18 protein-coding genes are annotated in these 21,165 nt (G+C 66.7%); 12 read left to right on the top strand and 6 right to left on the bottom strand.

Features of this window, described 5'->3' with window-relative positions; all coding sequences use genetic code 11:
- The first annotated feature begins 42 nt into the window (after positions 1-42).
- The 3 genes from J3R73_RS03635 to J3R73_RS03625 are packed head-to-tail and all read left to right on the top strand — an operon-like array spanning position 43 to position 3,657.
- The gene (locus tag J3R73_RS03635) at positions 43-1,644 is read left to right on the top strand and encodes an amino acid ABC transporter permease/ATP-binding protein (RefSeq protein WP_307422487.1); all 1,602 of its coding nucleotides are present in this window, start codon (positions 43-45) and stop codon (positions 1,642-1,644) included.
- A 19-nt stretch (positions 1,645-1,663) separates the two neighbouring features.
- Positions 1,664-3,283: a GMC family oxidoreductase gene (locus J3R73_RS03630; protein WP_307422484.1), complete on the top strand. Its 1,620-nt coding sequence runs from the start codon at positions 1,664-1,666 to the stop codon at positions 3,281-3,283.
- Complete coding sequence (locus tag J3R73_RS03625; protein WP_307422481.1) at positions 3,280-3,657, top strand: hypothetical protein; 378 nt, start codon at positions 3,280-3,282, stop codon at positions 3,655-3,657. The genes J3R73_RS03630 and J3R73_RS03625 overlap by 4 nt, the downstream gene beginning before the upstream one ends.
- 42 nt (positions 3,658-3,699) lie before the next feature.
- Here the strand turns inward: J3R73_RS03625 and J3R73_RS03620 are convergent, their stop codons facing one another.
- Positions 3,700-4,542, bottom strand: coding sequence for an ABC transporter substrate-binding protein (locus J3R73_RS03620; protein WP_307437072.1), 843 nt, complete (start codon positions 4,540-4,542; stop codon positions 3,700-3,702).
- A gap of 432 nt (positions 4,543-4,974) precedes the next feature.
- Between J3R73_RS03620 and J3R73_RS03615 the strand changes: the two genes are divergently transcribed.
- The 9 genes from J3R73_RS03615 (at position 4,975) to J3R73_RS03575 (ending at position 13,870) form a co-directional block, all read left to right on the top strand.
- Positions 4,975-5,634, top strand: a complete 660-nt coding sequence (locus tag J3R73_RS03615; protein WP_307422478.1) for a helix-turn-helix domain-containing protein — start codon at positions 4,975-4,977, stop codon at positions 5,632-5,634.
- A 247-nt stretch (positions 5,635-5,881) separates the two neighbouring features.
- Positions 5,882-7,156, top strand: a complete 1,275-nt coding sequence (locus J3R73_RS03610) for a M20/M25/M40 family metallo-hydrolase (protein WP_307422474.1) — start codon at positions 5,882-5,884, stop codon at positions 7,154-7,156.
- The gene (locus J3R73_RS03605) at positions 7,153-7,968 is read left to right on the top strand and encodes a FadR/GntR family transcriptional regulator (RefSeq protein ID WP_307422471.1); all 816 of its coding nucleotides are present in this window, start codon (positions 7,153-7,155) and stop codon (positions 7,966-7,968) included. Before J3R73_RS03610 ends, J3R73_RS03605 begins: the two co-directional genes overlap by 4 nt.
- Complete coding sequence (locus J3R73_RS03600; RefSeq protein ID WP_307422467.1) at positions 7,965-8,924, top strand: ABC transporter permease; 960 nt, start codon at positions 7,965-7,967, stop codon at positions 8,922-8,924. The genes J3R73_RS03605 and J3R73_RS03600 overlap by 4 nt, the downstream gene beginning before the upstream one ends.
- Positions 8,921-9,787, top strand: coding sequence for an ABC transporter permease (locus J3R73_RS03595; RefSeq protein ID WP_307422463.1), 867 nt, complete (start codon positions 8,921-8,923; stop codon positions 9,785-9,787). Before J3R73_RS03600 ends, J3R73_RS03595 begins: the two co-directional genes overlap by 4 nt.
- The gene (locus J3R73_RS03590) at positions 9,784-10,683 is read left to right on the top strand and encodes an ABC transporter ATP-binding protein (RefSeq protein ID WP_307422460.1); all 900 of its coding nucleotides are present in this window, start codon (positions 9,784-9,786) and stop codon (positions 10,681-10,683) included. Before J3R73_RS03595 ends, J3R73_RS03590 begins: the two co-directional genes overlap by 4 nt.
- Complete coding sequence (locus tag J3R73_RS03585) at positions 10,676-11,458, top strand: ATP-binding cassette domain-containing protein (protein WP_307422457.1); 783 nt, start codon at positions 10,676-10,678, stop codon at positions 11,456-11,458. Before J3R73_RS03590 ends, J3R73_RS03585 begins: the two co-directional genes overlap by 8 nt.
- Before the next feature lie 17 nt (positions 11,459-11,475).
- Positions 11,476-12,282 (top strand): alpha/beta fold hydrolase, encoded by an 807-nt coding sequence (locus J3R73_RS03580; protein WP_307422455.1) that lies wholly within the window; start codon positions 11,476-11,478, stop codon positions 12,280-12,282.
- A gap of 28 nt (positions 12,283-12,310) precedes the next feature.
- The gene (locus tag J3R73_RS03575; protein ID WP_307422453.1) at positions 12,311-13,870 is read left to right on the top strand and encodes an ABC transporter substrate-binding protein; all 1,560 of its coding nucleotides are present in this window, start codon (positions 12,311-12,313) and stop codon (positions 13,868-13,870) included.
- Positions 13,871-15,815: 1,945 nt separating this feature from the next.
- Here J3R73_RS03575 and J3R73_RS03570 read toward each other — a convergent pair.
- The 5 genes from J3R73_RS03570 to J3R73_RS03550 form a co-directional block, all read right to left on the bottom strand.
- On the bottom strand, positions 15,816-16,667 hold the full coding sequence (locus J3R73_RS03570) for an N-acyl homoserine lactonase family protein (protein WP_307422450.1): 852 nt from the start codon (positions 16,665-16,667) through the stop codon (positions 15,816-15,818).
- Positions 16,668-16,682: 15 nt separating this feature from the next.
- Positions 16,683-17,705, bottom strand: a complete 1,023-nt coding sequence (locus tag J3R73_RS03565; protein WP_307422446.1) for an ABC transporter permease — start codon at positions 17,703-17,705, stop codon at positions 16,683-16,685.
- The gene (locus tag J3R73_RS03560; protein ID WP_307422443.1) at positions 17,702-19,234 is read right to left on the bottom strand and encodes a sugar ABC transporter ATP-binding protein; all 1,533 of its coding nucleotides are present in this window, start codon (positions 19,232-19,234) and stop codon (positions 17,702-17,704) included. Before J3R73_RS03560 ends, J3R73_RS03565 begins: the two co-directional genes overlap by 4 nt.
- A gap of 6 nt (positions 19,235-19,240) precedes the next feature.
- Positions 19,241-20,362 carry a sugar ABC transporter substrate-binding protein gene (locus J3R73_RS03555; protein WP_307422440.1) on the bottom strand — a complete coding sequence of 374 codons (1,122 nt, stop codon included), beginning with the start codon at positions 20,360-20,362 and terminating at the stop codon, positions 19,241-19,243.
- 81 nt (positions 20,363-20,443) lie between these two features.
- Positions 20,444-21,157, bottom strand: coding sequence for a dihydroxyacetone kinase family protein (locus tag J3R73_RS03550; protein WP_307422437.1), 714 nt, complete (start codon positions 21,155-21,157; stop codon positions 20,444-20,446).
- Between the last annotated feature and the right edge of the window lie 8 nt (positions 21,158-21,165).

Here is a 21,165-nt window from a genome sequence, read left to right as displayed (position 1 = left end):
CCCCTCCTATCCGCCGTTCCGATTTCCAGCCGGAGTGCCCTGGTGACCTCACTAGCCGAAGCCTTGAGCTATTTCACCTCCACCTATCTGTGGACCGGTGCCTGGCTCGCGATCCAAATCAGCGCGCTCGCCCTCGTGATCGGCCTGGCGATGGGGCTCGGCCTGGCGCTGATGCGCATGTCCGCGCTGCGGCCCGTGCGGATGCTCGCCTGGTTCTACATCTGGTTCATGCGCGGCACGCCGCTGCTGCTGCAGCTCGTCTTCATCTTCGACGCGCTGCCGCTCATCGGCCTGACATTCGACAGCTTCACCACCGCGGTCATCGGCTTTTCGATGAATCAGGCAGCGTTCGCAGCCGAGATCATCCGCGGCGGCATCCTCTCGGTCAATCCGCAGCAGGCGGTCGCGGCCTCGTCGCTCGGCATGGGGCCGGTGCTCACCCTGCGCCGCATCGTCCTGCCCCAAGCCATGCGCGCCATCCTGCCCTCGCTCGCCAACGAGACGATCAGCATGCTCAAGATGACGTCGGTCGCCTCGGTGATCTTCGTCAACGAGCTGACCTTCCGGGCCCAGCAGATCGTCGGCCAGAACTTCAAGTTCTTCACCGTGTTCGCCGGCGCGGCCTTGATCTACCTCCTGCTGACCAGCGTGATCTCGGGCGTCCAGACCGTGCTGGAGCGGGGCATGGATCCCGACCTGCGCGCCCGCGCCGGCGGACGGCCCATGATCTTTCGCTGGCGCAAGCCGCAAGCCGGCGCGCCCGGTCCCGGCGTCGCCGTCTCCCTGCCGGCCTCGCGCGTCGAGGCCGTGCGCTCGCTCATCCCGGCGGCCCGCGAGGTGAGCGTCTCGCCCGCCGGCGATTTCCTGTCATGCCTCAATGTCTGGAAGAGCTACGGCAATCGGGACGTGCTGCAGGGCGTGAGCTTTTCGGTCAAGCCGGGCGAGGTGGTGGCGGTGATCGGACCCAGCGGTTCGGGCAAAAGCACGCTGCTGCGCCTGATCAACCATCTGGAATCGGTGGATCGGGGGGAGATCACCGTCGGCGGCCGCTATGTCGGCTACACCAAGGTCAACGGCCTGATGAAGCCGACCTCCGGACGCGCCAAGGCCCGCGCCGAAGTGGGCGTCAGCATGGTGTTCCAGAACTTCAACCTCTTCAGCAATCTCACTGCGCTCGAAAACATCACCGAGGCGCCGATGCGGGTCCATGGCGTGCCGCGCGAGGAGGCCGAAGCGCTGGCGCGGCGGCTGCTCGCCATCGTCGGCCTGTCCGGCCATGCCGACCATCTGCCCCAGCATCTGTCCGGCGGCCAGCAGCAGCGCGTCGCCATCGCCCGGGCCCTGGCCGTCAAGCCCCGCCTGATGCTGTTCGACGAACCGACCTCGGCGCTCGATCCCGAACTCGTCGGCGAGGTCCTGAGCGTCATGCGCAGTCTCGCCGAGGCCGGCATGACCATGATCATCGTCACGCACGAGATCCGCTTCGCCGGCGAAGTGGCGGACCGCATCGTCTTCTTCGACGAAGGCGTCGTCGTCGAGGAAGGCCCGCCCGCGCAGGTGCTGGACAATCCGCGCAAGGAGCGCACGCGGCGTTTCCTCAGCCGCATCGCCCAGAACGAGGACGTCCCGGCCGAGCCGGTCTGAGCCCAGCAGGAGAACGACCTTGCCCCCGGAATCGCATGCGGACCTGACGGCGGAAGTCCTGATCATCGGAGCCGGCCTGTCCGGGGGCGTCGCCGCGCGACGCCTCGCCGAGGCCGGCGTCGACGTGCTGTGCCTGGAGCAGGGCGATCGTGCCGACCGCACCGCCTATCGCGGCGAGCATCCCGACTGGGAGCTCACCGCCCTCGGCCCGTGGCATCCCAATCCGAACATCCGCAAGGGGCGCGCCGACTATCCGATCGACGACAGCCGGTCCGACATGAAGCCGATGATGTTCAACGGCGTCGGCGGCAGCACCATCCTCTACGGCGCGCAATGGATGCGGTTCATGCCGTCGGATTTCCGCACCCGCTCGATCGACGGCGTCGGCGACGACTGGCCGATCGACTATGACGAGCTTGCCCCCTATTACGACCGGATCGACCGCGATTTCGGCGTATCCGGCGTCAATGGCGACCCGGCCATGCCGCCGCAGCCGGATTATCCCCTCCCCGCTTTGCCGATGTCCGAAGCGGGCCGGCGGATAAGCGAGGCCCATGCCCGGCTCGGCTGGCATGCCTGGCCCGGTTCGAACGCCATCGCCAGCGAGCCCTATGCCGGCCTGCGCCCCTGCATCCAGCTCGGCGTCTGCGGCAATGGCTGCCCGGTCGGCGCCAAGGCGAGCACCGACATCACTCATTGGCCGATCGCCGAGTCGAAAGGTGCGCGCCTCGTCACCGGCGCCCGCGTCAGCCGCATCACCCATGACGCCCAGGGCCGGGCGGACGGGGCGATCTTCCGGGATCGGGACGGCGTGGAGCGCCGCGTGCGCGCCGAGGTGACCCTCCTCGCCGCCAATGCGGTGGGGACGCCGCGCATCCTGTTGTCGTCGACCTCCAGCCGGTTTCCCGACGGGCTGGCGAACGGATCGGGCCTGGTCGGCAAGCGGCTGATGATGCATCCGTTCAGCCGCGCCGTCGGCTTCTTCGACGACCCCCTGGAGACATGGCGGGGCCATTGGGGCCAGGCGCTCTATTCGCTCGAATTCGCCGGCACCCGGCCCGGCACCGGCTTCGTGCGGGGCGCCAAGTGGAATCTCGGCCCCTCCGGCGGCCCGCTCGGCGCCGCTCTTTTCCCCTGGCCCGGCGAGCCGCTATGGGGCGTCGCCATGCATGAGCATGTCGAGACATGGCTGGGGCGGGCCGCCGTCTGGGGCATCATCTGCGAGGATCTGCCCGAGGAGGTCAACCGCGTCGAGCTGCATCCCGATGCGCTCGACGGCGACGGCAATCCGGTGCCGCGCCTCACCTATCGCCTCTCCGACAATTCGAAGGCGATGATGGCGTTCAACCTGGCACGCGCCAGGGAATCGCTCGAGGCGGCCGGCGCCGCCCGCAGCCTGACGGTCGACCTGCTGCCGGACTTCGGCTGGCACCCGCTGGGGACCTGCCGGATGGGCGGCGATCCGGCTTCGTCGGTGACCGACCCGTTCGGGCAGGCCCATGACGTCCCCAACCTCTACATCATCGACGGCAGCGTGCTGGTGACCGGGTCCTGCGCCAATCCTGCCGCCACCATCGCCGCGCTGGCGCTGCGCACCGCAGACCACCTCGTGGCCGCCCGAGGACGCGCCAGCCGATGACCCAGCCGACGACTGACGACACCCCTCCCCTCCTGACCGAGCCGCAGCGCGCGGCGCTGCGCGCTTTCGCCGACGTGATCGCCCCGGGAACGGCGCGCCAGCCATCGGCCGCCGACATCGACCTCGCCGGCGCGCCGGTCGATCTCGCCTTGGCGGCGAGGCCCGATCTGCAGCCGCCGCTGGCGGCCCTCCTGGACCGCCTCGATACCGCCGATCCGTCCGAAGAGATCAGGCGCCTCGAGGCGGATGACAGGCCCGCCTTCGGCATCCTGATGCTGGTGGTGGCGGGCGCCTATTACATGGATCCGCGTGTCCGCGCAGCCCTCGGCTATGCCGGGCAGACCCCGCCGCCACCGACCGCCTCCGGCGACTGAGGGCCGCGGGGCCGGCCGAGCGGCCGTCCCCGCGCGCCTGGCCTATTCCGTCAGGGCCTTGGCCGGAATGATCAGGTCCGTCGCCACGCCGAGCTTCTTGAAGATCGCTTCCTGCCCGCCCGACGCCTGCACGTCCTTCAGGCCCTCCAGCAGGGCATTTCTCAACTCGTCATTGCCCTTCTTCAGGGCGATGCCGATCTTGGTGTCCGCGATGACGCTATAGGCCCGATAGAGCACCTTGGGCTGCTGCGCGACGAGCGTATCCACCAGCACGAGATCGTCGAGATCGACATCCGCCCGCCCGGTCGAGACGAGGCGCATGCCGGCAGCGCTGTCGCTGGCCGTCATGATCTCCACCGCGCCCTTGCCTTCGGCCTCGCAGGTCTTGGTCAGGGCACGCATCTGCGCCTCCTCCACCGTGCCGAGGCCCACGGCGACGCGCTTGCCGCACAGATCGCCTTCCGCATGGATGTTCTTGGGATTGCCGGCCTGGGTCAGCGCGCCGTCGCCGGCCTTCATGTAGACGATGAAGTCGACCTGCTTGGCACGTTCGGGATTGTAGTAGAGATAATACATGAGGTCGATCTGGCCGGCGTTCACGGCCGGTAGGAGGCCCGCCCAGGCGCCGGGCATGTACTCATATTTGATGCCCATGCATTCGAAGACGGCCTTCGACAATTCGACATCGGAGCCGGCGAATTTCTCGAAATCGGCGGCGTCGCGGACCGCATAGGGCGGCGTTTCCGGATCGAGGCCCATCTTGATGGTCCGTCCGGCGAGCCCCGGATATTTCGTGGCGAGCTTGTCGGGCTCGCACGCCCTGCCCTCGCAGGACATCAGCGCCATGGCCGAGAATGCGAGGGCCGCGACAACCCAATTCTTCATATGCGTCACGATCGGTTTCCCTTCGTCTGGTGATGGTTGAGGTGACTGTCCGGTTCCATCGATGGAACTTCTGTTTTGCTGAGACGCGGTGATTTCCGGCTCCGGCACCGGGGCATTTTCCAGAAATTACCGAAATTGTCTCATAAGAGATAATTATTAAATCAGAGAATTACGGGTTATGAAAGGCATTTTTCTGACGGGCGCTGGTGGCAGATTTCGCTGGGATTTCCGGCTCCGTAGTGGCGGAACGGCGCTTCCCGCCGCAAGCCGGCGTCACGGAACGCGCCGAACCGTCGCAATTGACCGCGGCCGCTGTTTTCGTTTAGGAGAATGATATCGTATGGGACAATAACATCACGAGAACGCCGGCGCACGAATGCCGGACGCACAGATGATCGCGTTAGGTGGATACGCGCAACGACAGGGTCGACGATGATCAAGCCTCAAACCTATGCGCTCCCCGACCAGATGGCCGCCCCCGTGGGAGAACGTCTCAAGGCAATCCGGCTGGAAAAGAGCCTCACGCTGACGGAAGTCGCAGAGCTGACGTCGGTCTCGACGTCCAACCTCTCGAAGATCGAGCGCGGAGACGTGTCGCCGTCCTTCGACGTCGTGATGAAGATCTGCCACGGCCTCGGCGTCGCCATCGAGCAGTTCGTCAAGCCGGGCCCGAAGGCGAGCGTCAGCGGCCGCAAGACGGTGACCTTGAGCGGCATGGGAGTCACCTTCTCCAGCCCGCAATATCTCTACGAAGCCCATTCCATCGAGATCTATCACAAGAACATGATCCCCCTGGAAATGTGGATCAAGGCCCGTTCTCCCGACGATTTCGAAAAGTGGAGCCAGCACGACGGCGAGGAATTCGTTTACGTGATCGAGGGCTCGATCGACGTCTACACCGACCAATACGCCCCCTTTTCGTTGAAGGAGGGCGAAAGCACCTATTTCGACAGTGGAATGAAGCATATTTACGTCTCGACCAGCCCCGGAGACGCCCATATCCTGTCGATTTCCTACCGGGCGCACGCCTCCGACAATGCGTCGATCGAGAGCTTGCTCAACGCGAGCGGCACCGTCAGACCGCAGGCCTGACCTGAAGGCCCGAGCAGCACCGCGCCCCGGCTTTCTCCTGTCCATGCCGGTATGGCTCTCTGCGGCAGCGCTTCGCAGCCGGCTTCGGAGCTTTGCCTGAAGCCGGCCCGACGCGATTCGACTTTCGATCGCCCCCCCCCGCTGCGGCCGCCGGATGCGACCTGGCGCGCCGAAAAGGCTTCGAAAACCGGTTGCATCATCGGCTTATTGGAATATGGTCTGAACCATAGACCAAAAAAGGCTGATCATGCAGAGCGAGCTGGACCGCGCGATCGATGCGCATGCCGAGAAGGCGTTTGCCTTTCTGGAAGCGCTTGTGCGTGCCCCCAGCACCGTCGGCTCCGAACAGGCCGCTCTGGACGTCTTCGCCCGCGAAGCGCAGGCTTTGGGATTCGCCGTCGAACGCCTGCCGTTTTCGAACGAGCGCATGACGGACGAGCGCGCCGGCATCACGCCGCCCGCCGCGCTGCTCAGCGCCGGCCGATACCAGCTGCTCGCGACCACGCCCGGCGACGGAGAGCTGCTCGTCCTGCTGAACGGTCACATGGATGTCGTCCCCGCCGACTCGCCGGCGCTCTGGACAACCCCGCCCTTCCAGCCTGACCGGCGCGACGGGCGGCTCTATGGCCGCGGCGCGGCCGACATGAAGAGCGGCTTCGCCATCGGCATGCTCGCCCTCCGGGCGCTCGGCGACGTGGCGCCCGATCTGTTCGCGGCGCGGCGCCTCGGATTCCTCGCCGTCGTCGAAGAGGAGTGCACCGGCAACGGCACGCTGCGCTCGCTCGCCGATGAGGGCGTGGTCGCCTCCGAAGTGGTGCTGCTCGAGCCGACCGATCTCGGCCTCCTGGTCGGCGGCGTCGGCGTGCTCTGGATCGACATCGATGTCGTCACTTCGTCGGGACATGCCCTGGCAGCCGACACCAGCGCCAACGCCATCGACCTCGGCATGAAACTGGTCGCGGAACTCAGGCGGTGGTCGGCGACGCTCCAGCGTTCCGAGCCGGAGCCGAGCATGGCGGCCCATCGGAGCCCGTACGCCATCAACCTCGGCAAGGTGCATTCGGGCGACTGGACCTCCACCGTGCCCACCAGCGCCACCTTCAGCGTCCGAGTCGGGTTTCCGCGAGCATGGACCCCGGCCCTCGCCGAGGAGAAGGTGCGCGAGACGATCGCGGCCTTCGCGGCCGCCGATCGCGACTTCCCGATCCAGCCTGCCGTGACCCTCACCGGGCTTCGCGCCCAAGGCTATCTGCTCGATGCGCATTCCCCTCTCGTTCGCGACCTGGGCGCCGCGCATGCCGACGCGCATGGCGCCGCCCCGGCCATCTTCACGCTCGGCAGTACCACGGATGCCCGCCTTTACCTGAACGACTTCGCCATTCCCGCGATCTGCTTCGGAGCGGTCGGCCACAACCTGCACGGCATCGACGAGTCCGTCGAGCTCCGGAGCATCGTCGACGCCGCCCGCACGCTGGCTCGCTTCCTGCTGATGCGTTTCACCACCGGCGAGGTATCGCCATGACGGCGGTCGACAAGCCGGCGGGCGGTGCGGCGGCAGCGTCCGATCCCGGCTCCTCGCGTGTCGCGACCGCACAGAGCTGGGCCGCCCCGATCGTGAGCCGCCATGTCGCCGATGACGTCGTCGACCGCCTCGTCACCGCCGTCGCCCTGGGGCTCTACGTGCCCTCGCAGCAGCTTCCCACCGAGCGCGAGCTTGCCGCGATGCTCGGCGTCTCCCGCACATCGGTACGCGAGGCGCTCAAGCAGCTCACCGATACCGGCTATCTGGAGGTCCGCCGCGGACGCAAGGGGGGCTATTTCGTCCTCGCGGATTGGGGCCCGACCTCCGCCGAGCATGTGCGCCGCCATCTCGTGGCCCACTGGTCCGAGTTCGAGCAGATCTTCGATGCGCGGACCTTGATCGAGCCGCTGATCGCCCGCACAGCCGCGGCTCGCCGCACGGCCGGCGACATGCAGGCGATACGGGCGGCGCTGCAGGCCTATCTCGACGCCCCGGACCACGATGCCTCGCGAAGGGCCGATGCGAGCCTGCATCTGGCGATCGCCGAGGCGACGCACAATCCGATCCTGGTGACGATGTCGGTCGACCTGCGCACCAGGATCAGCCTGAATCTCGGCGCCGAGCCCTATACCGACGAGGCGCGGCGCATCGCCATCCGGCAACACCAGCAGCTTGTCGCGGCGGTGGCGGAGGGCCGCGCCGACGATGCGGCCGATATCGCCGCCCGGCATTTCACCCTGTCGGAAAACCTCATGCGCGACCTGGTGGAACGGGCCGCGCACGAAGACCAGCAAGCCGGAGGGCCGCGATGAGCCGGCAGCTGATGTTCGTCCTGCGCCGCGTGCTCCTCACCATCCCCATGCTGTTCGTGATGAGCATCGTCGTCTTCCTGATCATCCGGCTGGTGCCCGGCGATCCCGTGCGCACGATGCTCGGCTTCCGCGCCACCGACGCGAATGTGGCCGAGCTGCGCCACCAGCTCGGCCTCGACCAGAGCCTGTTCAGCCAGTATGCGCGCTGGCTCGGCGACCTCCTGCACGGCAATCTCGGCACCGATATCGTCAGCCACGCCTCCCTGGCCGACCTTCTGATGCAGCGCCTGCCGGTCACCTTCGAGCTCACCGGCCTGTCGATGCTTCTCGCGGTGCTCATCGGCGTGCCGCTGGGCGTGTGGGCGGCAACCGGCGGGCGCTGGATCAAGCGCCTGACCGAGGGCTTCGTGGTGTTCGGCATCAGCATCCCCGATTTCTGGCTCGGGATCATGCTGGTGCTGGTCTTCGCGGGCACGCTCATGATCCTGCCGCCGTCCGGCTACGTGCCGTTCGCCAGGGATCCGCTGGCGAACCTGCGCTATATGAGCCTGCCGGTGCTCACTCTGGCGATCGGCGAGGCGGCCTATATTCTTCGCACGACCCGAAGCGCGGTCACCTCGGTCATGGGCCGGCCCTTCGTGACCTTCCTGCGCGCCAAGGGCATCAGCCCGCGCCGCATCGTGTTCGGCCATGTGCTGCGCAATGCGGGACCGCCGATCGTCACCGTGATCGGCATCCAGGTCGGCGTGCTGCTCGGCGGCGCGATCATCGTCGAAACCTTGTTCGCCCTGCCCGGCGTCGGGCGCCTGGTGGTGACGGGGGTCAACCAGCGCAACTATCCCACCGTGCAGGTGGGGGTGCTCGCCATCGCCACCATCTTCATCATCGTCTCGCTGGTGACCGATCTCATCGTCGGGTGGCTCGATCCCCGCGTCGCGGATGGGGCGGGGACATGAGCGCGCCAGGGGCCGTATTCGCCGCGAAGAAAGGTACGAGCGCCCCGCGCCGGCGAACGGCGCGGTTGACGATCGCGGGCGGGCTGATCCTGGCGGCGCTCGCCATCATCGCGATCGCGGCGCCGCTCGTCGCGCCGCACGACCCTGAAGCCGTTGAAGTGCACCGGGTGCTCGGCGCCCCGAATTTCCAGCATCCCTTCGGATCCGACGTGCTCGGCCGCGACGTGCTCAGCCGGGTGCTCTACGGGCTGCGGGTGAGCCTGCTCGTGTCGCTGTCGGCCGTCGCCGCCTCCATGGTGCTTGCCGTGCCGCTGGGACTGCTTGCCGGCTATTTCGGGCGCTGGGTCGACACGTCGATCTCCCGCACGCTCGACATGATCCTCGTGCTGCCGGCGATGCTGCTGGCTGTGACGTTCATCGCCATCCTCGGCCCGGGCAGCGTCATCGCGGCGATCGCCATCGCGGTGATCTACCTGCCCATCCTGGCCAGGGTGATGCGCACCAGCACGCTCGTCGTCACCCGCAACGACTATGTCGCGGGAGCCCGGGCACGGGGTGCGAGCCATCTGCGCGTGCTGGTGAGCCATGTCGGCCCCAACGCGCTCGGGCCGGTCATCGTGCAGGCCTCGGTGCTGAGCGCCTTCGCCCTGCAGCTCGAGGCGGGCCTCAGCTTCCTCGGCCTCGGCACGCAGCCGCCGACGCCGTCGCTCGGCGGCATGCTCGCCGACGGCCGCGAGGTGCTGATCCAGGCCCCCTGGGTGGAGATCTTTCCCGGCCTGGCGATCGTCATCGCCGTGCTGGCCTTCACGCTTCTCGGCGAGGGACTTCGCCGGGCCTTCGATCCGCGGGGAGTCGCCGAATGAGCGCGGTGCTGTCCTTCGGCGGTGTCGGCGTGCGGTTCGCCACGGACGACGCCGTGCCGCCGGCCCCGGCGGTCGACGGGGTGTCGATGGAGGTCAGCCGCGGCGAGATCTTCGGCATCGTCGGGGAGAGCGGCAGCGGCAAGAGCACGCTGGCGAACGCCATCATGGGCCTGCTGCCCCCCACCGCCTCCGTCACCGGCAGCATCCGCGTCAACGGCCGCGAGGTCGTCGGCCTGAGCGAGGACGCCTTTCGCCGGATTCGCGGCGACGAGGTGTCGATGATCTTCCAGGACGCGTCGGCGAGCCTCGATCCCACCTGGTCCGTCGGCGACCAGATCGCGGAGACCCTGCGTGCCCACCGCCCGATCGGCCGGCGCGCGGCCAAGGCGCGCGCCATCGGCCTGATGGGAGAGGTCGGCATCCCCGACGCGGCCTCGCGCTACGGCGATGTCCCGCATCGCTTTTCCGGCGGCATGCGCCAGCGCATCGTCATCGCGGCCGCTCTCGCCAACAACCCGCAGCTCCTCATCGCCGACGAGCCGACCACGGCCCTGGACGTCACCATCCAGGCCCAGGTGCTGCAGCTGATCGACACCCTGCGGCGCGATCACGGCACGACGGTGCTGCTCATCACCCATGATCTCGGCGTGGTCGGGCAGGTCTGCGACCGGGTGGGCGTGATGTATGGCGGCAAGCTGCTCGAAGTGGCGGCCACCCGCGACCTGTTCGCCCGGCCCTCCCATCCCTATACGCGCGCTTTGCTCGCCGCCAATCCGGCCGGCGCCCGGCGGGGCACGCGCCTGCCGGTCATCCCGCCGGAGTGGAGCGTCGAGAGCCTGCGGGAAGCCGAACGGATGCGCGCCGGCCTGTCCGCCGCGGAGACGCGCCATGGGTGACCTGCTGCGCGTCGAGCATCTCCGCAAGAGCTTCCCGGCGGGTGGGCCGCCCTGGAATCGCCGCCGGATCCCGGCTCTCGACGATGTCTCTCTCAGCGTTCAGCGCGGCCGCACCCTCGGGCTCGTCGGCGAATCGGGCAGCGGCAAGAGCACGCTCGGGCGCTGCATCCTCGGACTGGCAAAGCCGGAAAGCGGCCACGTCGTCTTCGACGGCGCCGAGGTGCAGGCACTGTCGGGCAAGGCCTTGTCGGCCTTTCGCCGCCGCGTGCAGCCGGTGTTCCAGGATCCCTATGGCAGCCTGGATCCGCGCTGGCCCGTCGGCCGCAGCGTGCGCGAATCCCTCGATTGCTACCGTATCGGCACGCCGGCCGACCGCGACCGGCGCGTGTTGGACCTCTTCGACCGCGTCGGCCTCAACCCCGCGCTGGCCGGCCGGCTGCCGACCCATCTGTCCGGCGGGCAGCGCCAGCGCGTCGGCATCGCGGCGGCTCTCGCCAGCGAGCCCGAGCTCATCATCGCCGACGAGCCGGTCAGCGCCCTCGACATGAGCGTGCAGGCGCAGATCCTGAACCTTTTCCTCGACCTGCAGCAGGATCTCGGCGTCGCCTGCATCTTCATCACCCATGATCTCGGGGTGGTGGAGCATGTCAGCCACGACGTCGCGGTGATGTTCCGCGGCTCGATGGTCGAGATCGGCGACACCGACCAGGTCATGAACCGGCCCCGGCACGACTACACCCGCAGTCTTCTCGCCGCCATTCCCCGCCCTCGCTAAGCGCCAAGGAGAGTCTCTTGCCATACGCACATGTCAACGGAATCGACGTCAACTACCTGCTCGACGGCGAGGACACCGGCAAGGGCACCATCGTGCTCGTCAACGGCCTCGCCGACGATCTGCTCTCCTGGGGCTTCCAGGTACCGGCGCTGGTGGAAGCCGGCTACCGCGTGCTGCGCTTCGACAATCGCGGCATCGGCCTCAGCGACAAGCCGGCGGGGCCCTACACGTCGAAGCTCCTCGCCGACGACGCGAAGGCGCTGGTCGATTCCCTCGGCATCAGCGGCTTTCACCTCATGGGGGTCTCCATGGGCGGCATGATCGCGCAGGAATACGCGATCGCCTATGGCGACGACCTGAAATCGCTGACGCTCGCCTGCACCTATGGCAAGGCCGATGCCTTCTGCCAGCAGATGTTCGCCATGTGGGCCGATCTCGCCAGGGGGCTCGGCGTGCCCTTCGTCATGCGGGATGTCGCGCTGTGGGCGTTCACCGGCCCCTTCTTCAACGAGCGCCCGCAGGAGGCGGCCGAGTTCAACCAGGCGATGGCGGCTCTCGACATGTCGCTCGAGGCCTATCTCGCGCAGCTCGCCGTCATCCAGGACCACGACACGTTCGGCCGGCTCGCGCAGGTCTCCGTCCCGACGCTGGTGCTCGCGGGCGAGGAGGACATCCTCATTCCCGTGCGGCTGTCGCGCGACCTGCATGCCGCGATTCCCGGCTCGCGCTGGGCCACCGTCGCCGGCGGGCACGCCTGCCTGTGGGAAAGCCCCGAGCCCTTCAACGCCGCCTTCCTCGATTTTGTCCGCACCGCCTCCCGCTAGATCCACCTTGTCCAAGGAAAAGAGTTCTATGCATCCCATCCAGCCCAGCCCCCAGCGCCGTTCCGCCGCCAGGCGGATCACCCTTGCCGCCGCGATGTCGATCGGCCTGCTCCTTGCCGCCGCCGGCACCGCCGCCATGGCCGCCAGCATCAAGGAGGGCGGCGACCTGCGCGCCGCCCTCACCGGCGAGCCGGACGTCCTCGATCCCGCGACCTCGTCCATCTACACCGGCGCGCAGGTGTATGAAGGCATCTTCAGCAAGCTGATCGACATGGACGCGTCCGGCAAGTTCGTCCCCGACCTCGCCACCAAATGGACCCAGACCGACGCCACGACCTGGACGTTCAACCTGGTGACCAACGCCACCTTCCACAATGGCGAGAAGTTCACCTCCGCCGACGTGAAATACACCTTCGAGCGCATCCTCAACCCCAAGACCGCCAGCGCCTATGCCGGGCTCTACGCGCAGATCGATTCGGTCGACGCCACCGATCCGGCCGTCGCCGTCTTCCACCTGAAATCCCCCTTCGGCCCCTTCCTCACCAACCTCGCCACCAATGGCGAGATCGTGAACAAGAAGGCGATCGAGAGCGGCGACCCCGCGCGCAACCCCGTCGGCACCGGCCCCTTCCAATTCGTGGAATGGGTGCAGGGCGACCATATCAAGGTCAAGAAGAACCCGACCTACTTCAAGGCGGGCCTGCCGCATCTGGACTCCGTCACCTTCCGCTTCCTCCCCGTCGACCAGAGCCGCATCGATGCCCTGTCCGCCGGTGAGATCGACTGGGCGGATGCCGTCCCGCTGCAGCAGGTTCCGACGCTGAAGACCGATCCCCGCTTCACCTATGTCACCAGTGCGGTGGCCGGCATTCCCGACTATCTGGCGCTGAACACCAGGAAGCCGCCCTTCGACAATCCGAAGGTGCGCCAGGCGATCGCGCTGACGATCAACCGGTCCGACATCCGCGACGTCGCCTATCTCGGCACCGGCGAACCCGGCCTGGAGGAAGTGCCGACCGGCTCGGGCTGGTACGATCCGTCCGGCATCTTCGGTGCCACGCCCGACATCGCCAAGGCCAAGCAGCTGCTGGCCGAGGCCGGCTTCCCCAACGGGCTGAGCTTCGAATATCTCGGCCTGCCCCAATATCCCGAACTGCTGAAGACCGGACAGGTCATCCGCGACGAGCTCAAGCAGATCGGCGTCGACATGACGATCAAATCGGTCGACGTGTCGGTCTGGTACGACGCCTTCGTGGCGGGCAACTACCAGGTTACGAGCGCCTATCAGGAGCGCACCATCGACCCCGACAATTTCTATTCGCTGGTGCTCAAATCCGGGGCCCCGATCAACACGACCGGCTATTCGGTGCCCGCCGTGGACGCCTTGATCGTCAAGGCAGCCGCGAGCGCGGACGAAGCCGGGCGCAAGGACCTCTACAAGCAGATCCGCACCATCGCCAGCAGCGACGCCCCGCTGGTCTTCACCCATTACGAGACGCTGAACTATCTGATGAACAAGAACGTCACCGGCTCGATCATCACGCCGACCCTCAGCCTCCACATGGAGAATTTCGGCTTCACCGAATAGCCGAGGTCGTCGCACGGCCGCCGGGACGAGACGCGGCCCTTCGCGTCTCCCGGGTGCGCGGACGTCCCCTCCGCCCTGGAAACGCCGCGCCCGCAGGTTGAGACGCGGCCCTTGGGGGTTGGCGTCTCTCCTGGGACCGCGGGCGTCTCGCCCATATGCGCTAACATAACAGAAATACCCGCCTTCTCCCGGTTCGGGACACCGCATTTCCTTTGGAAATGCTTGGGGTCCCGGCAGGGGGATGAGGGTCTAAACGTCAACGCAGATAGCTCAATAGTCGCGCTGGAATTGCACAAGTCCAGACCCTCATCCGGCGCTTCGCGCCACCCCCAGCATTTCCGCAGGAAATGCGAAGTCCCGCATGGGAGAAGGAAAATCGCGCTATTGTCGGCAAAGTTAGCGCATATGGGCGAGACGCCCGCGGTCCCGGGGAAGAACATCGGACCGGCTCGGGCATGCGTCTTCGTCGCCGCGCCCTGATCGGGCCGGATTGTGCAAGGGAAGATCGGGGCGGCGACGGCTGGTCTGGTGTCAGCCGTGGTGCAGTGTATCGGTGGTCGTGAGGAATCGTGGCCTGGCATGTTGTGCAAGGCCGCCGTCGCCCCTTTCCCGCCGGGCCGGGCGCGCCAACAGGCAACGCGCCGAGGCTCGGCTGTTTCCCATCGATCCGGATCAAGCCTTCGGCCTGGACCGGATTGCCGGACGGGAGGCATCGCCGGCTCCGGAGGGCACGGTTCCCTCCATCACCAGCCACGCCGGACAGGCCACGCGCCCTTCACCGCTTCCGCGCCAGGGAAGCCGATCAGGACGCGCCAAGCCTCACCCACGGAACGGCGGGACAGGGGCCTTGGCGGACGGCTTATATCTTCGCCGCACCCCGCCGGCCGGGCAGCCGGGTCCCCGTACTGCTGCGGCCGCGGACGCTGCGGGCCGGGTTTGCCGGCCGCCGGCGTCCGACAAGGCGATCCGGCCTGGAAGGCCCGCTATTCATCCTTTCGGACGATTTGCGAGCGGCCGGCGCCTCTCCTGTCTCGCGCGGGATCGAGGGCAGGCCCGAAGGCGGCCCGATCCCGGCACGTTCCTCATCAAGCCCCGTGTGCAGACCTGACGGCCGGGTGATCGCACACCCGGCGCTACCGGATGTCGGCGGTCCCGGCATTGCCCGTGAGAGCAATGGGGCGGTCTGCAGCGATCCCTCTCGGCGCCGGCCCCGTCCTGGTTTCCAAGCCAGGACGAAACGGACAAGCGCCTCGATGCGGCTGGCGCGCCGCAGGCGAACCGGGATCGGCCGGAGTGGGTGGAAGGGACGGGACGGTATCGCGAACCTTGGCCCCGCCGCGCTTCGTTCCGGAACAAAGTAGGCCATGGCAAAGGGCGGATGTCAAGATATGTACTTGTTTTGTTCACGTCGGTCGAGTGATTTGCTTGATGGCAAAGCTCGACAACCTCTACGAGGCCGAGGGGATCGATCGCCTGGAACCGCGAATCCACGCCCATATGCGCTAACTTTGCCGACAATAGCGCGATTTTCCTTCTCCCATGCGGGACTTCGCATTTCCTGCGGAAATGCTGGGGGTGGCGCGAAGCGCCGGATGAGGGTCTGGACTTGTGCAATTCCAGCGCGACTATTGAGCTATCTGCGTTGACGTTTAGACCCTCATCCCCCTGCCGGGACCCCAAGCATTTCCAAAGGAAATGCGGTGTCCCGAACCGGGAGAAGGCGGGTATTTCTGTTATGTTAGCGCATATGGAATCCACGCCCGCCGTCGGGCGCGCCACTCTCCGATGGGGCGATTGGTTCACAATCGCCGCCTCGAGCCGACCGGCCATATTGCCCCGGCCGAAGCCGAGGCAGCATTTCTGGCTGCCGCGGAACGATGCCGATAGCTGCGTCATTCGAGCAAATCGGCTTCCGGCAAACCCGGGACGGTTCAGGACGCATCCCTCACGCGACTTTGAAGATACGAAATCCCTCTATTTCGTCGACCTGCTGGTAGCGGGTCCAGCGGTCGAAATCGTGCAGGATGACCAACCGGTTGAGATCTCCGCCGATCTCCTTGTTGATGCGGTCGAGGGATTTCAACTGATCCCAGGCACTCCCGATGCCCGAGCCGAGCGGGATGTAGACCCCATCGTGATTATGCCCGGTCAGATTCTGCGCTCCGTAGACGCAATCGCCCGCCACGACGATCCGGCCTCGCGCGGTCTCCAGGATCACGAATTGCTGGCCGAACGTGTGCCCCTCTCCGGAGCGGACGTGAACGCCGGGCACGACATCGTCCGCGTCACCCTCGATCAACGACAGCCGGTGTTCCCTGGCAGCATCGAGCGCGCTGTAGATGTCATCGGGATCGAGGACGAGCGTGAGGAAGCCGAAGCGGGGAGGCAGCGCCATCAGTTCCACCCAGCTCAGCAACTCCCGCTTCTGGAGATGCAGCATCGCGTTGGGAAATTTCTCGATCGACCCCATATGGTCGAAATGCGCGTGGGACAGCACGACATCGGTGATGTCTTCAGCCTTCACGCCCATCGCCTCGACCATGCGGACCGGCGAGATCCAATCCGGGATCCCGAATTTCTCCGCGACCTCGACGCCGTGGCCCTCCTTCATGAACCCGCAATCGACCAGGATATTGCGGCTGCCGCTGCGCGCCAGGACGAAGGCGAAGGGAAGGTCGATGGCGCCCGCATCATAGGCGCCCTGAATCAGGGTCGCGACCGGCTGGTCCTTGCTGCGGGCATATTCGAGCACGAAGATTTCCCATGTCCTGCCGTCCATCGTCGCCGTCTGCATCATGATTTCCTCCACTGCCTATTTGGTGCGGCTCGACTCGGCCCGCGCACAGATGACCGCCACCACGAGGACGGTTCCGTTGAAGATGGGTTGTACCCAGAACGGCGCTCCAAGCAAATTGAGGCCATTGAAACCGACGGCCATCAGCAGGATCGCAATCAGGGTACCGGGAATGTTGTAATAGCCGGGCCGGTAGGTGGTCACGCCCAAAAATACGGCCGCATAGGCGGGCAGCAGGAGCTCCGGGCCGAAGCCCGCATTCGCCGCGCCGTTCTGCCCGAGGGCGAAGATGGCCCCGACGCCCGTCAGCAGGCCGGCTATCGCGAAAGCAGCGATCTTCAGCAGCCCGGTGCGGATGCCGGCCAGGAAGGCGACGCGCTCCGAGCCCCCCACGGCATAGAGCTTGCGCCCGAAGGGGGTCTGCTCCAGCATGTAGAGCAGGAGGGCGGCAATGATGCCCGTCAGCCACACGGTGATGCCCAGCCCCAGCACATGCTCCTGGCCGACCGACAGGATCACCTGCGGGATCCCGTCGAACAGAACCTGGCCGCCGCTCAACCCCATGGTGAAGCCGCTGAGCACGATGCCGACGCCGAGCGTCACGATGAAGGAGCTGATCTGGAAATAGACCGTGAGAAAGCCGTTCAGCAGGCCCACCAGGACACCGCCCAGCAGCATCACGGGGATGACGACGGGGGCCTCATAGCCCTGCCCGCTCAAGAAGGCGCCGAGCATCGTGAGGAAGCCGATCATGTTGCCGAGCGAGAGGTCGAACTCGCCGACGACCAGCGGCAGGATGGCGGCAAAGGCCGTGCAGCTGACCACCGCCTGGACGACGAGCAGATTCTGCCAGTTGGCCGTGGTCAGGAACTGAGGGCTGGTCGCCGCGAATACGACGACGAACACCACCAGAAGGAGCACGGTCGCATAGCGCTTGAAGACGATCGTCGCGGCCTTGCGCGTCACCGACGACGGACCGGCGGCGGCGGCGGATTTGCGGTCGGACGCGATGCCGTCGCGCGCGGATTCCCTGGCGTTCATGAATAGGACCACTGGCTGATGATTGCTTGGTCAAGATCGTCGCCCGTCAGTTCCCTCGCCACGACGCCGTCGCGCAGCACGAGGACGCGGGTGCACATGGCGGCGAGCTGTTCGGGCTCGGTCGAGAAGAACAGGATCGAGACGCCTTGGCGCGCGGCGTCGGCGATCGCCTCGAACATCTTCGACCGGGCGTTCGGATCCACGCCGGAAGTCGGGTCCTCGAGAATCAGCACGGAGGGGCGCATCAGCAGCCATTTTCCGAGCAGGATCTTCTGCTGGTTGCCCCCACTGAGCCGGCCGAACAGCGCCCGGGGATCCGGCGGCCTCACGTCGAAGCAGGCAATGATCTCTTCCATCACCCGCCGCTCCCGGGACCGGGCATGCCAGAAGCTGCCGAGCTCGGGAAGAAGCACGTTCTCCGTCAGGTCCAGCGTGCCGATGCCGCCGGAGCGAAGCCGATCCACGGGCAACAAGGCGAGGCCGGCTCGAAGTGCCGCGCGGGGCGTCATCCGACGCGGCAATTCACGCTCGCCCACCCTGAGCGTGCCGCCCCTTCGCGGGACGGTACCGCCGAGCACCTGCGGCAGTTCGTTGATCCCGCCCTCGATCAACCCCGCGACGCCGACGATCTCGCCGCGGCGAATATCGAAGGAGACGTCCCGCATGAAGCGCCCGGCGAGGTTCCGCGCCTGGAGCACGGGAGCCTGCCCCTCGCTGCGGGGCCCCGACCGCGACACCGTCGCCCAGAGCCGCGAGACGATATCGCGCCGCGGAGCCTCCTCGGTCGGGACCGGCCCCTGGTGCGCGCCGACCATCGTGGCAACGAGCGTCTTGTGATCGACGGCATCGGCGGGGGCGCTGTGCACCACCTTGCCGTTGCGCAACACCGTCACCGTGTCGGCACGCCCTTGCAGCTCCGCCAGGCGGTGGGTCACCATCAGCACGGCCGTGCCGGCCCGTGCGACCGCCGCCACCCGATCGAGAAAAGTCGCGGCCTGCCTTTCGGGCAGCGAGGCGGTCACCTCGTCGAGGATCAGCAGTTGGAGACCGGACTTCACCTGGTCGAGCGCGATGACCATGGCGACGAGCGCGCGTTCGGCCGGACTCAGCGTCCCGGCGAGCCGATCGGGATCGACGTCGACGTCGAAAGCCCGGAGCATTGCGCTCGTTTCCTCCCGCAGCCGGTTCCACTGCACCCGTCCGCCCGCTGTGGGATAGCCCCGGAAGAGCGCCATGCCTTCCGAGACCGTCATGCTGTCGATGAGAGGCGCCTCCTGATGCACCACCGCTATTCCAAGTTCATTCGCATGGCTTGGCGAGGTGATGCGGCCAACGCGGGCGGCTCCCACGACGATCTCGCCCTGCTCGGGCTGATAGACGCCGGTCAGCACCTTCGCCAGGGTCGACTTTCCGCTGCCATTCGCCCCCAGCAACGCATGAATCTCACCGTTGCGGAGGTCGATGGCAACATCGTCGAGAGCTTTGAAGCCCGCGAAAACCTTTCGGACGCCTATCGCAGTCACGGCCATGGCAGGCTACTTCCAGAGTGCGAGAAACTTCTCTTGGTAACCCGTCTTGGCCTGCCAGTCTGCACCCGCCGGCGGAAGGTTCGTCTTGTCGAGAATGACGAAGGGCAGGTTCTCGCCATGCGGCTCGATCAGGGGCTGCTTGTTCAACAGCCGGATGGTCTGGTCCACCATCGCCCATCCCATATATTCGTTGTCATAGGCCATGTCGGCGACCTGCAGGCGGCCGGCCCGGATGAAGTTCAGATTCTGCTGATTGCCGAGCGCACCGACGATCTTCACCTTGTTGGTCATGCCGGCCTGCATCAAGGCGGCAACCTGCGCGGCGACCGGCGGATCGAAAGCGCCATAGATGTAATCGACATCCGGGTGGCTTCGCACATAGTCCACGGTCATCTGGCCGAGCTGGCTCGCAATCTGCGTGGCGGTGAAGTAGATCGGCTTGGAGACCGTGCAGGTCTTGCAATCGGCGAGGCCCTGGAGGATGCCCACCTCCTGCGCCATGATCGAGGGGAATTCCTTGTCGGAGAACAGGGCGATGTTCGCCTTGTCGTTCGAGTCCGCGATCATCCATTGGGCAGCGTGGACACCGAGGGTGCCGTAGTCCGGCGACACGTCGAAGGCGAAACCCAGGCCGCCATTCGCCGGTGATTTGACCGGGTTGGGGGTGTCGATGCCGTTCGAGCCGGCGATCACGGGAATGCCGGCCTTCTTGGCTTCGCTCAGCGCCAATTGGATCAGATTGGGGTCGATGGCGATGGTCGCGATCACGTTGGCGCCGGACGAGATCGCATCCAGGATCGCGGCGTTCTGCTTGTTGGGCGTTCCACCGCCGTCATAGACCTTGACCGTCCAGCCGAGCTTCTCGCCGGCGTGCTGAATGCCGTCGGCCGGGGACACGCAGCCGTGGAGCACGGACAGGCAGGTCACAACGGCGATCTTGATATCCTTGGGCGCCTTGGCGGGAGTCGTCGGACCGGCATAGTCGGGCGGCGTCATGCTGCGTGCCGCCTGGAGAACGGCGTCGTCCGCCGCCGCCGCTGTCGAGACGTCGGCGAACTGCGCCGTGCAGAGCGCGCCCGTGACGATCGCCGCGCCGGCGATCGCCTTCAGACATGTTGATGATTTCAAGAGAAATTCTCTCACCTTGGCTCTCCCTGATCGATTGCTTGTTGTGGATATTACCATCGTTCATTGACGTATGGACGCGACTTACGAGAGAGAACCTCCCGAGGTCTCGGACCCGAACGCTGCTTGATCGTCCGCTTGCGATCTGACGGCGTCGGATCGCGAGATGGCAAAGTCGCGCATGGTCTGGATCATCAGGACACCGACGGTGGCGCCCGCGTCCTGGTGTCCGACGGACTTCTCCTGAAAGGCGGCGGCCTTGCCGTGCTGTGCAAGCATGGATTTGGTGCTCTCGAGCGCCTCCTCCGCCGCGACCGCGGCGGCCGCGAGCGCGTTTGCCAGCCTGCCGCCGGCCTCGGCCGTGCCTTCGAGCGTCCTGGCAATGGGGTCGATTACATCCAGGATGGTCTTGTCTCCCACCTTCGCCTTGCCCCGTTCCGCGATCCCGTTGCCATAGGCCCGCCAGAACAGGGCCGCCTCCCTCACACCCAGGGCGCCGGCACCCTCCAGCGCCTTGCCGCCCCGCATGAAGCCGGTCGCCGTAAGCGTGCCCATCGTGGAAGGCGCCGCCTTGGCCATGGCGGCCCCGGCCGTGATGAGAATCTTGCTGATCGGCGCGATCGCCGTCACCGCGGCGACAGCGTCGGCAGCGGCGGCGAACGCCTTCGCCATGGTGATGCCGAGGTCGCTGTCGCCGACCTTGCCGTCGAGCGAGATCAAGTAATCCCGCTGCTCGGCGAATGTCGTGCGCCACGCTCCGAACAGCGCGCCGAGATCGGATGACGACATCGCGTCCATGCTGCTAT

This window comes from Labrys monachus (genome assembly GCF_030814655.1).
Classification (GTDB): Bacteria; Pseudomonadota; Alphaproteobacteria; order Rhizobiales; family Labraceae; genus Labrys; species Labrys monacha.
This window is presented reverse-complemented; position numbering and strand designations above follow the sequence as displayed.

Coding starts and splice junctions, on each gene's coding strand:
- J3R73_RS03625 (WP_307422481.1), top strand. CDS start 3,280: ATGACCCAGCCGACGACTGACGACACCCCTCCCCTCCTGACCGAGCCG.
- J3R73_RS03620 (WP_307437072.1), bottom strand. CDS start 4,542: ATGAAGAATTGGGTTGTCGCGGCCCTCGCATTCTCGGCCATGGCGCTG.
- J3R73_RS03615 (WP_307422478.1), top strand. CDS start 4,975: ATGATCAAGCCTCAAACCTATGCGCTCCCCGACCAGATGGCCGCCCCC.
- J3R73_RS03610 (WP_307422474.1), top strand. CDS start 5,882: ATGCAGAGCGAGCTGGACCGCGCGATCGATGCGCATGCCGAGAAGGCG.
- J3R73_RS03605 (WP_307422471.1), top strand. CDS start 7,153: ATGACGGCGGTCGACAAGCCGGCGGGCGGTGCGGCGGCAGCGTCCGAT.
- J3R73_RS03600 (WP_307422467.1), top strand. CDS start 7,965: ATGAGCCGGCAGCTGATGTTCGTCCTGCGCCGCGTGCTCCTCACCATC.
- J3R73_RS03595 (WP_307422463.1), top strand. CDS start 8,921: ATGAGCGCGCCAGGGGCCGTATTCGCCGCGAAGAAAGGTACGAGCGCC.
- J3R73_RS03590 (WP_307422460.1), top strand. CDS start 9,784: ATGAGCGCGGTGCTGTCCTTCGGCGGTGTCGGCGTGCGGTTCGCCACG.
- J3R73_RS03585 (WP_307422457.1), top strand. CDS start 10,676: ATGGGTGACCTGCTGCGCGTCGAGCATCTCCGCAAGAGCTTCCCGGCG.
- J3R73_RS03575 (WP_307422453.1), top strand. CDS start 12,311: ATGCATCCCATCCAGCCCAGCCCCCAGCGCCGTTCCGCCGCCAGGCGG.
- J3R73_RS03570 (WP_307422450.1), bottom strand. CDS start 16,667: ATGATGCAGACGGCGACGATGGACGGCAGGACATGGGAAATCTTCGTG.
- J3R73_RS03565 (WP_307422446.1), bottom strand. CDS start 17,705: ATGAACGCCAGGGAATCCGCGCGCGACGGCATCGCGTCCGACCGCAAA.
- J3R73_RS03560 (WP_307422443.1), bottom strand. CDS start 19,234: ATGGCCGTGACTGCGATAGGCGTCCGAAAGGTTTTCGCGGGCTTCAAA.
- J3R73_RS03550 (WP_307422437.1), bottom strand. CDS start 21,157: ATGGACGCGATGTCGTCATCCGATCTCGGCGCGCTGTTCGGAGCGTGG.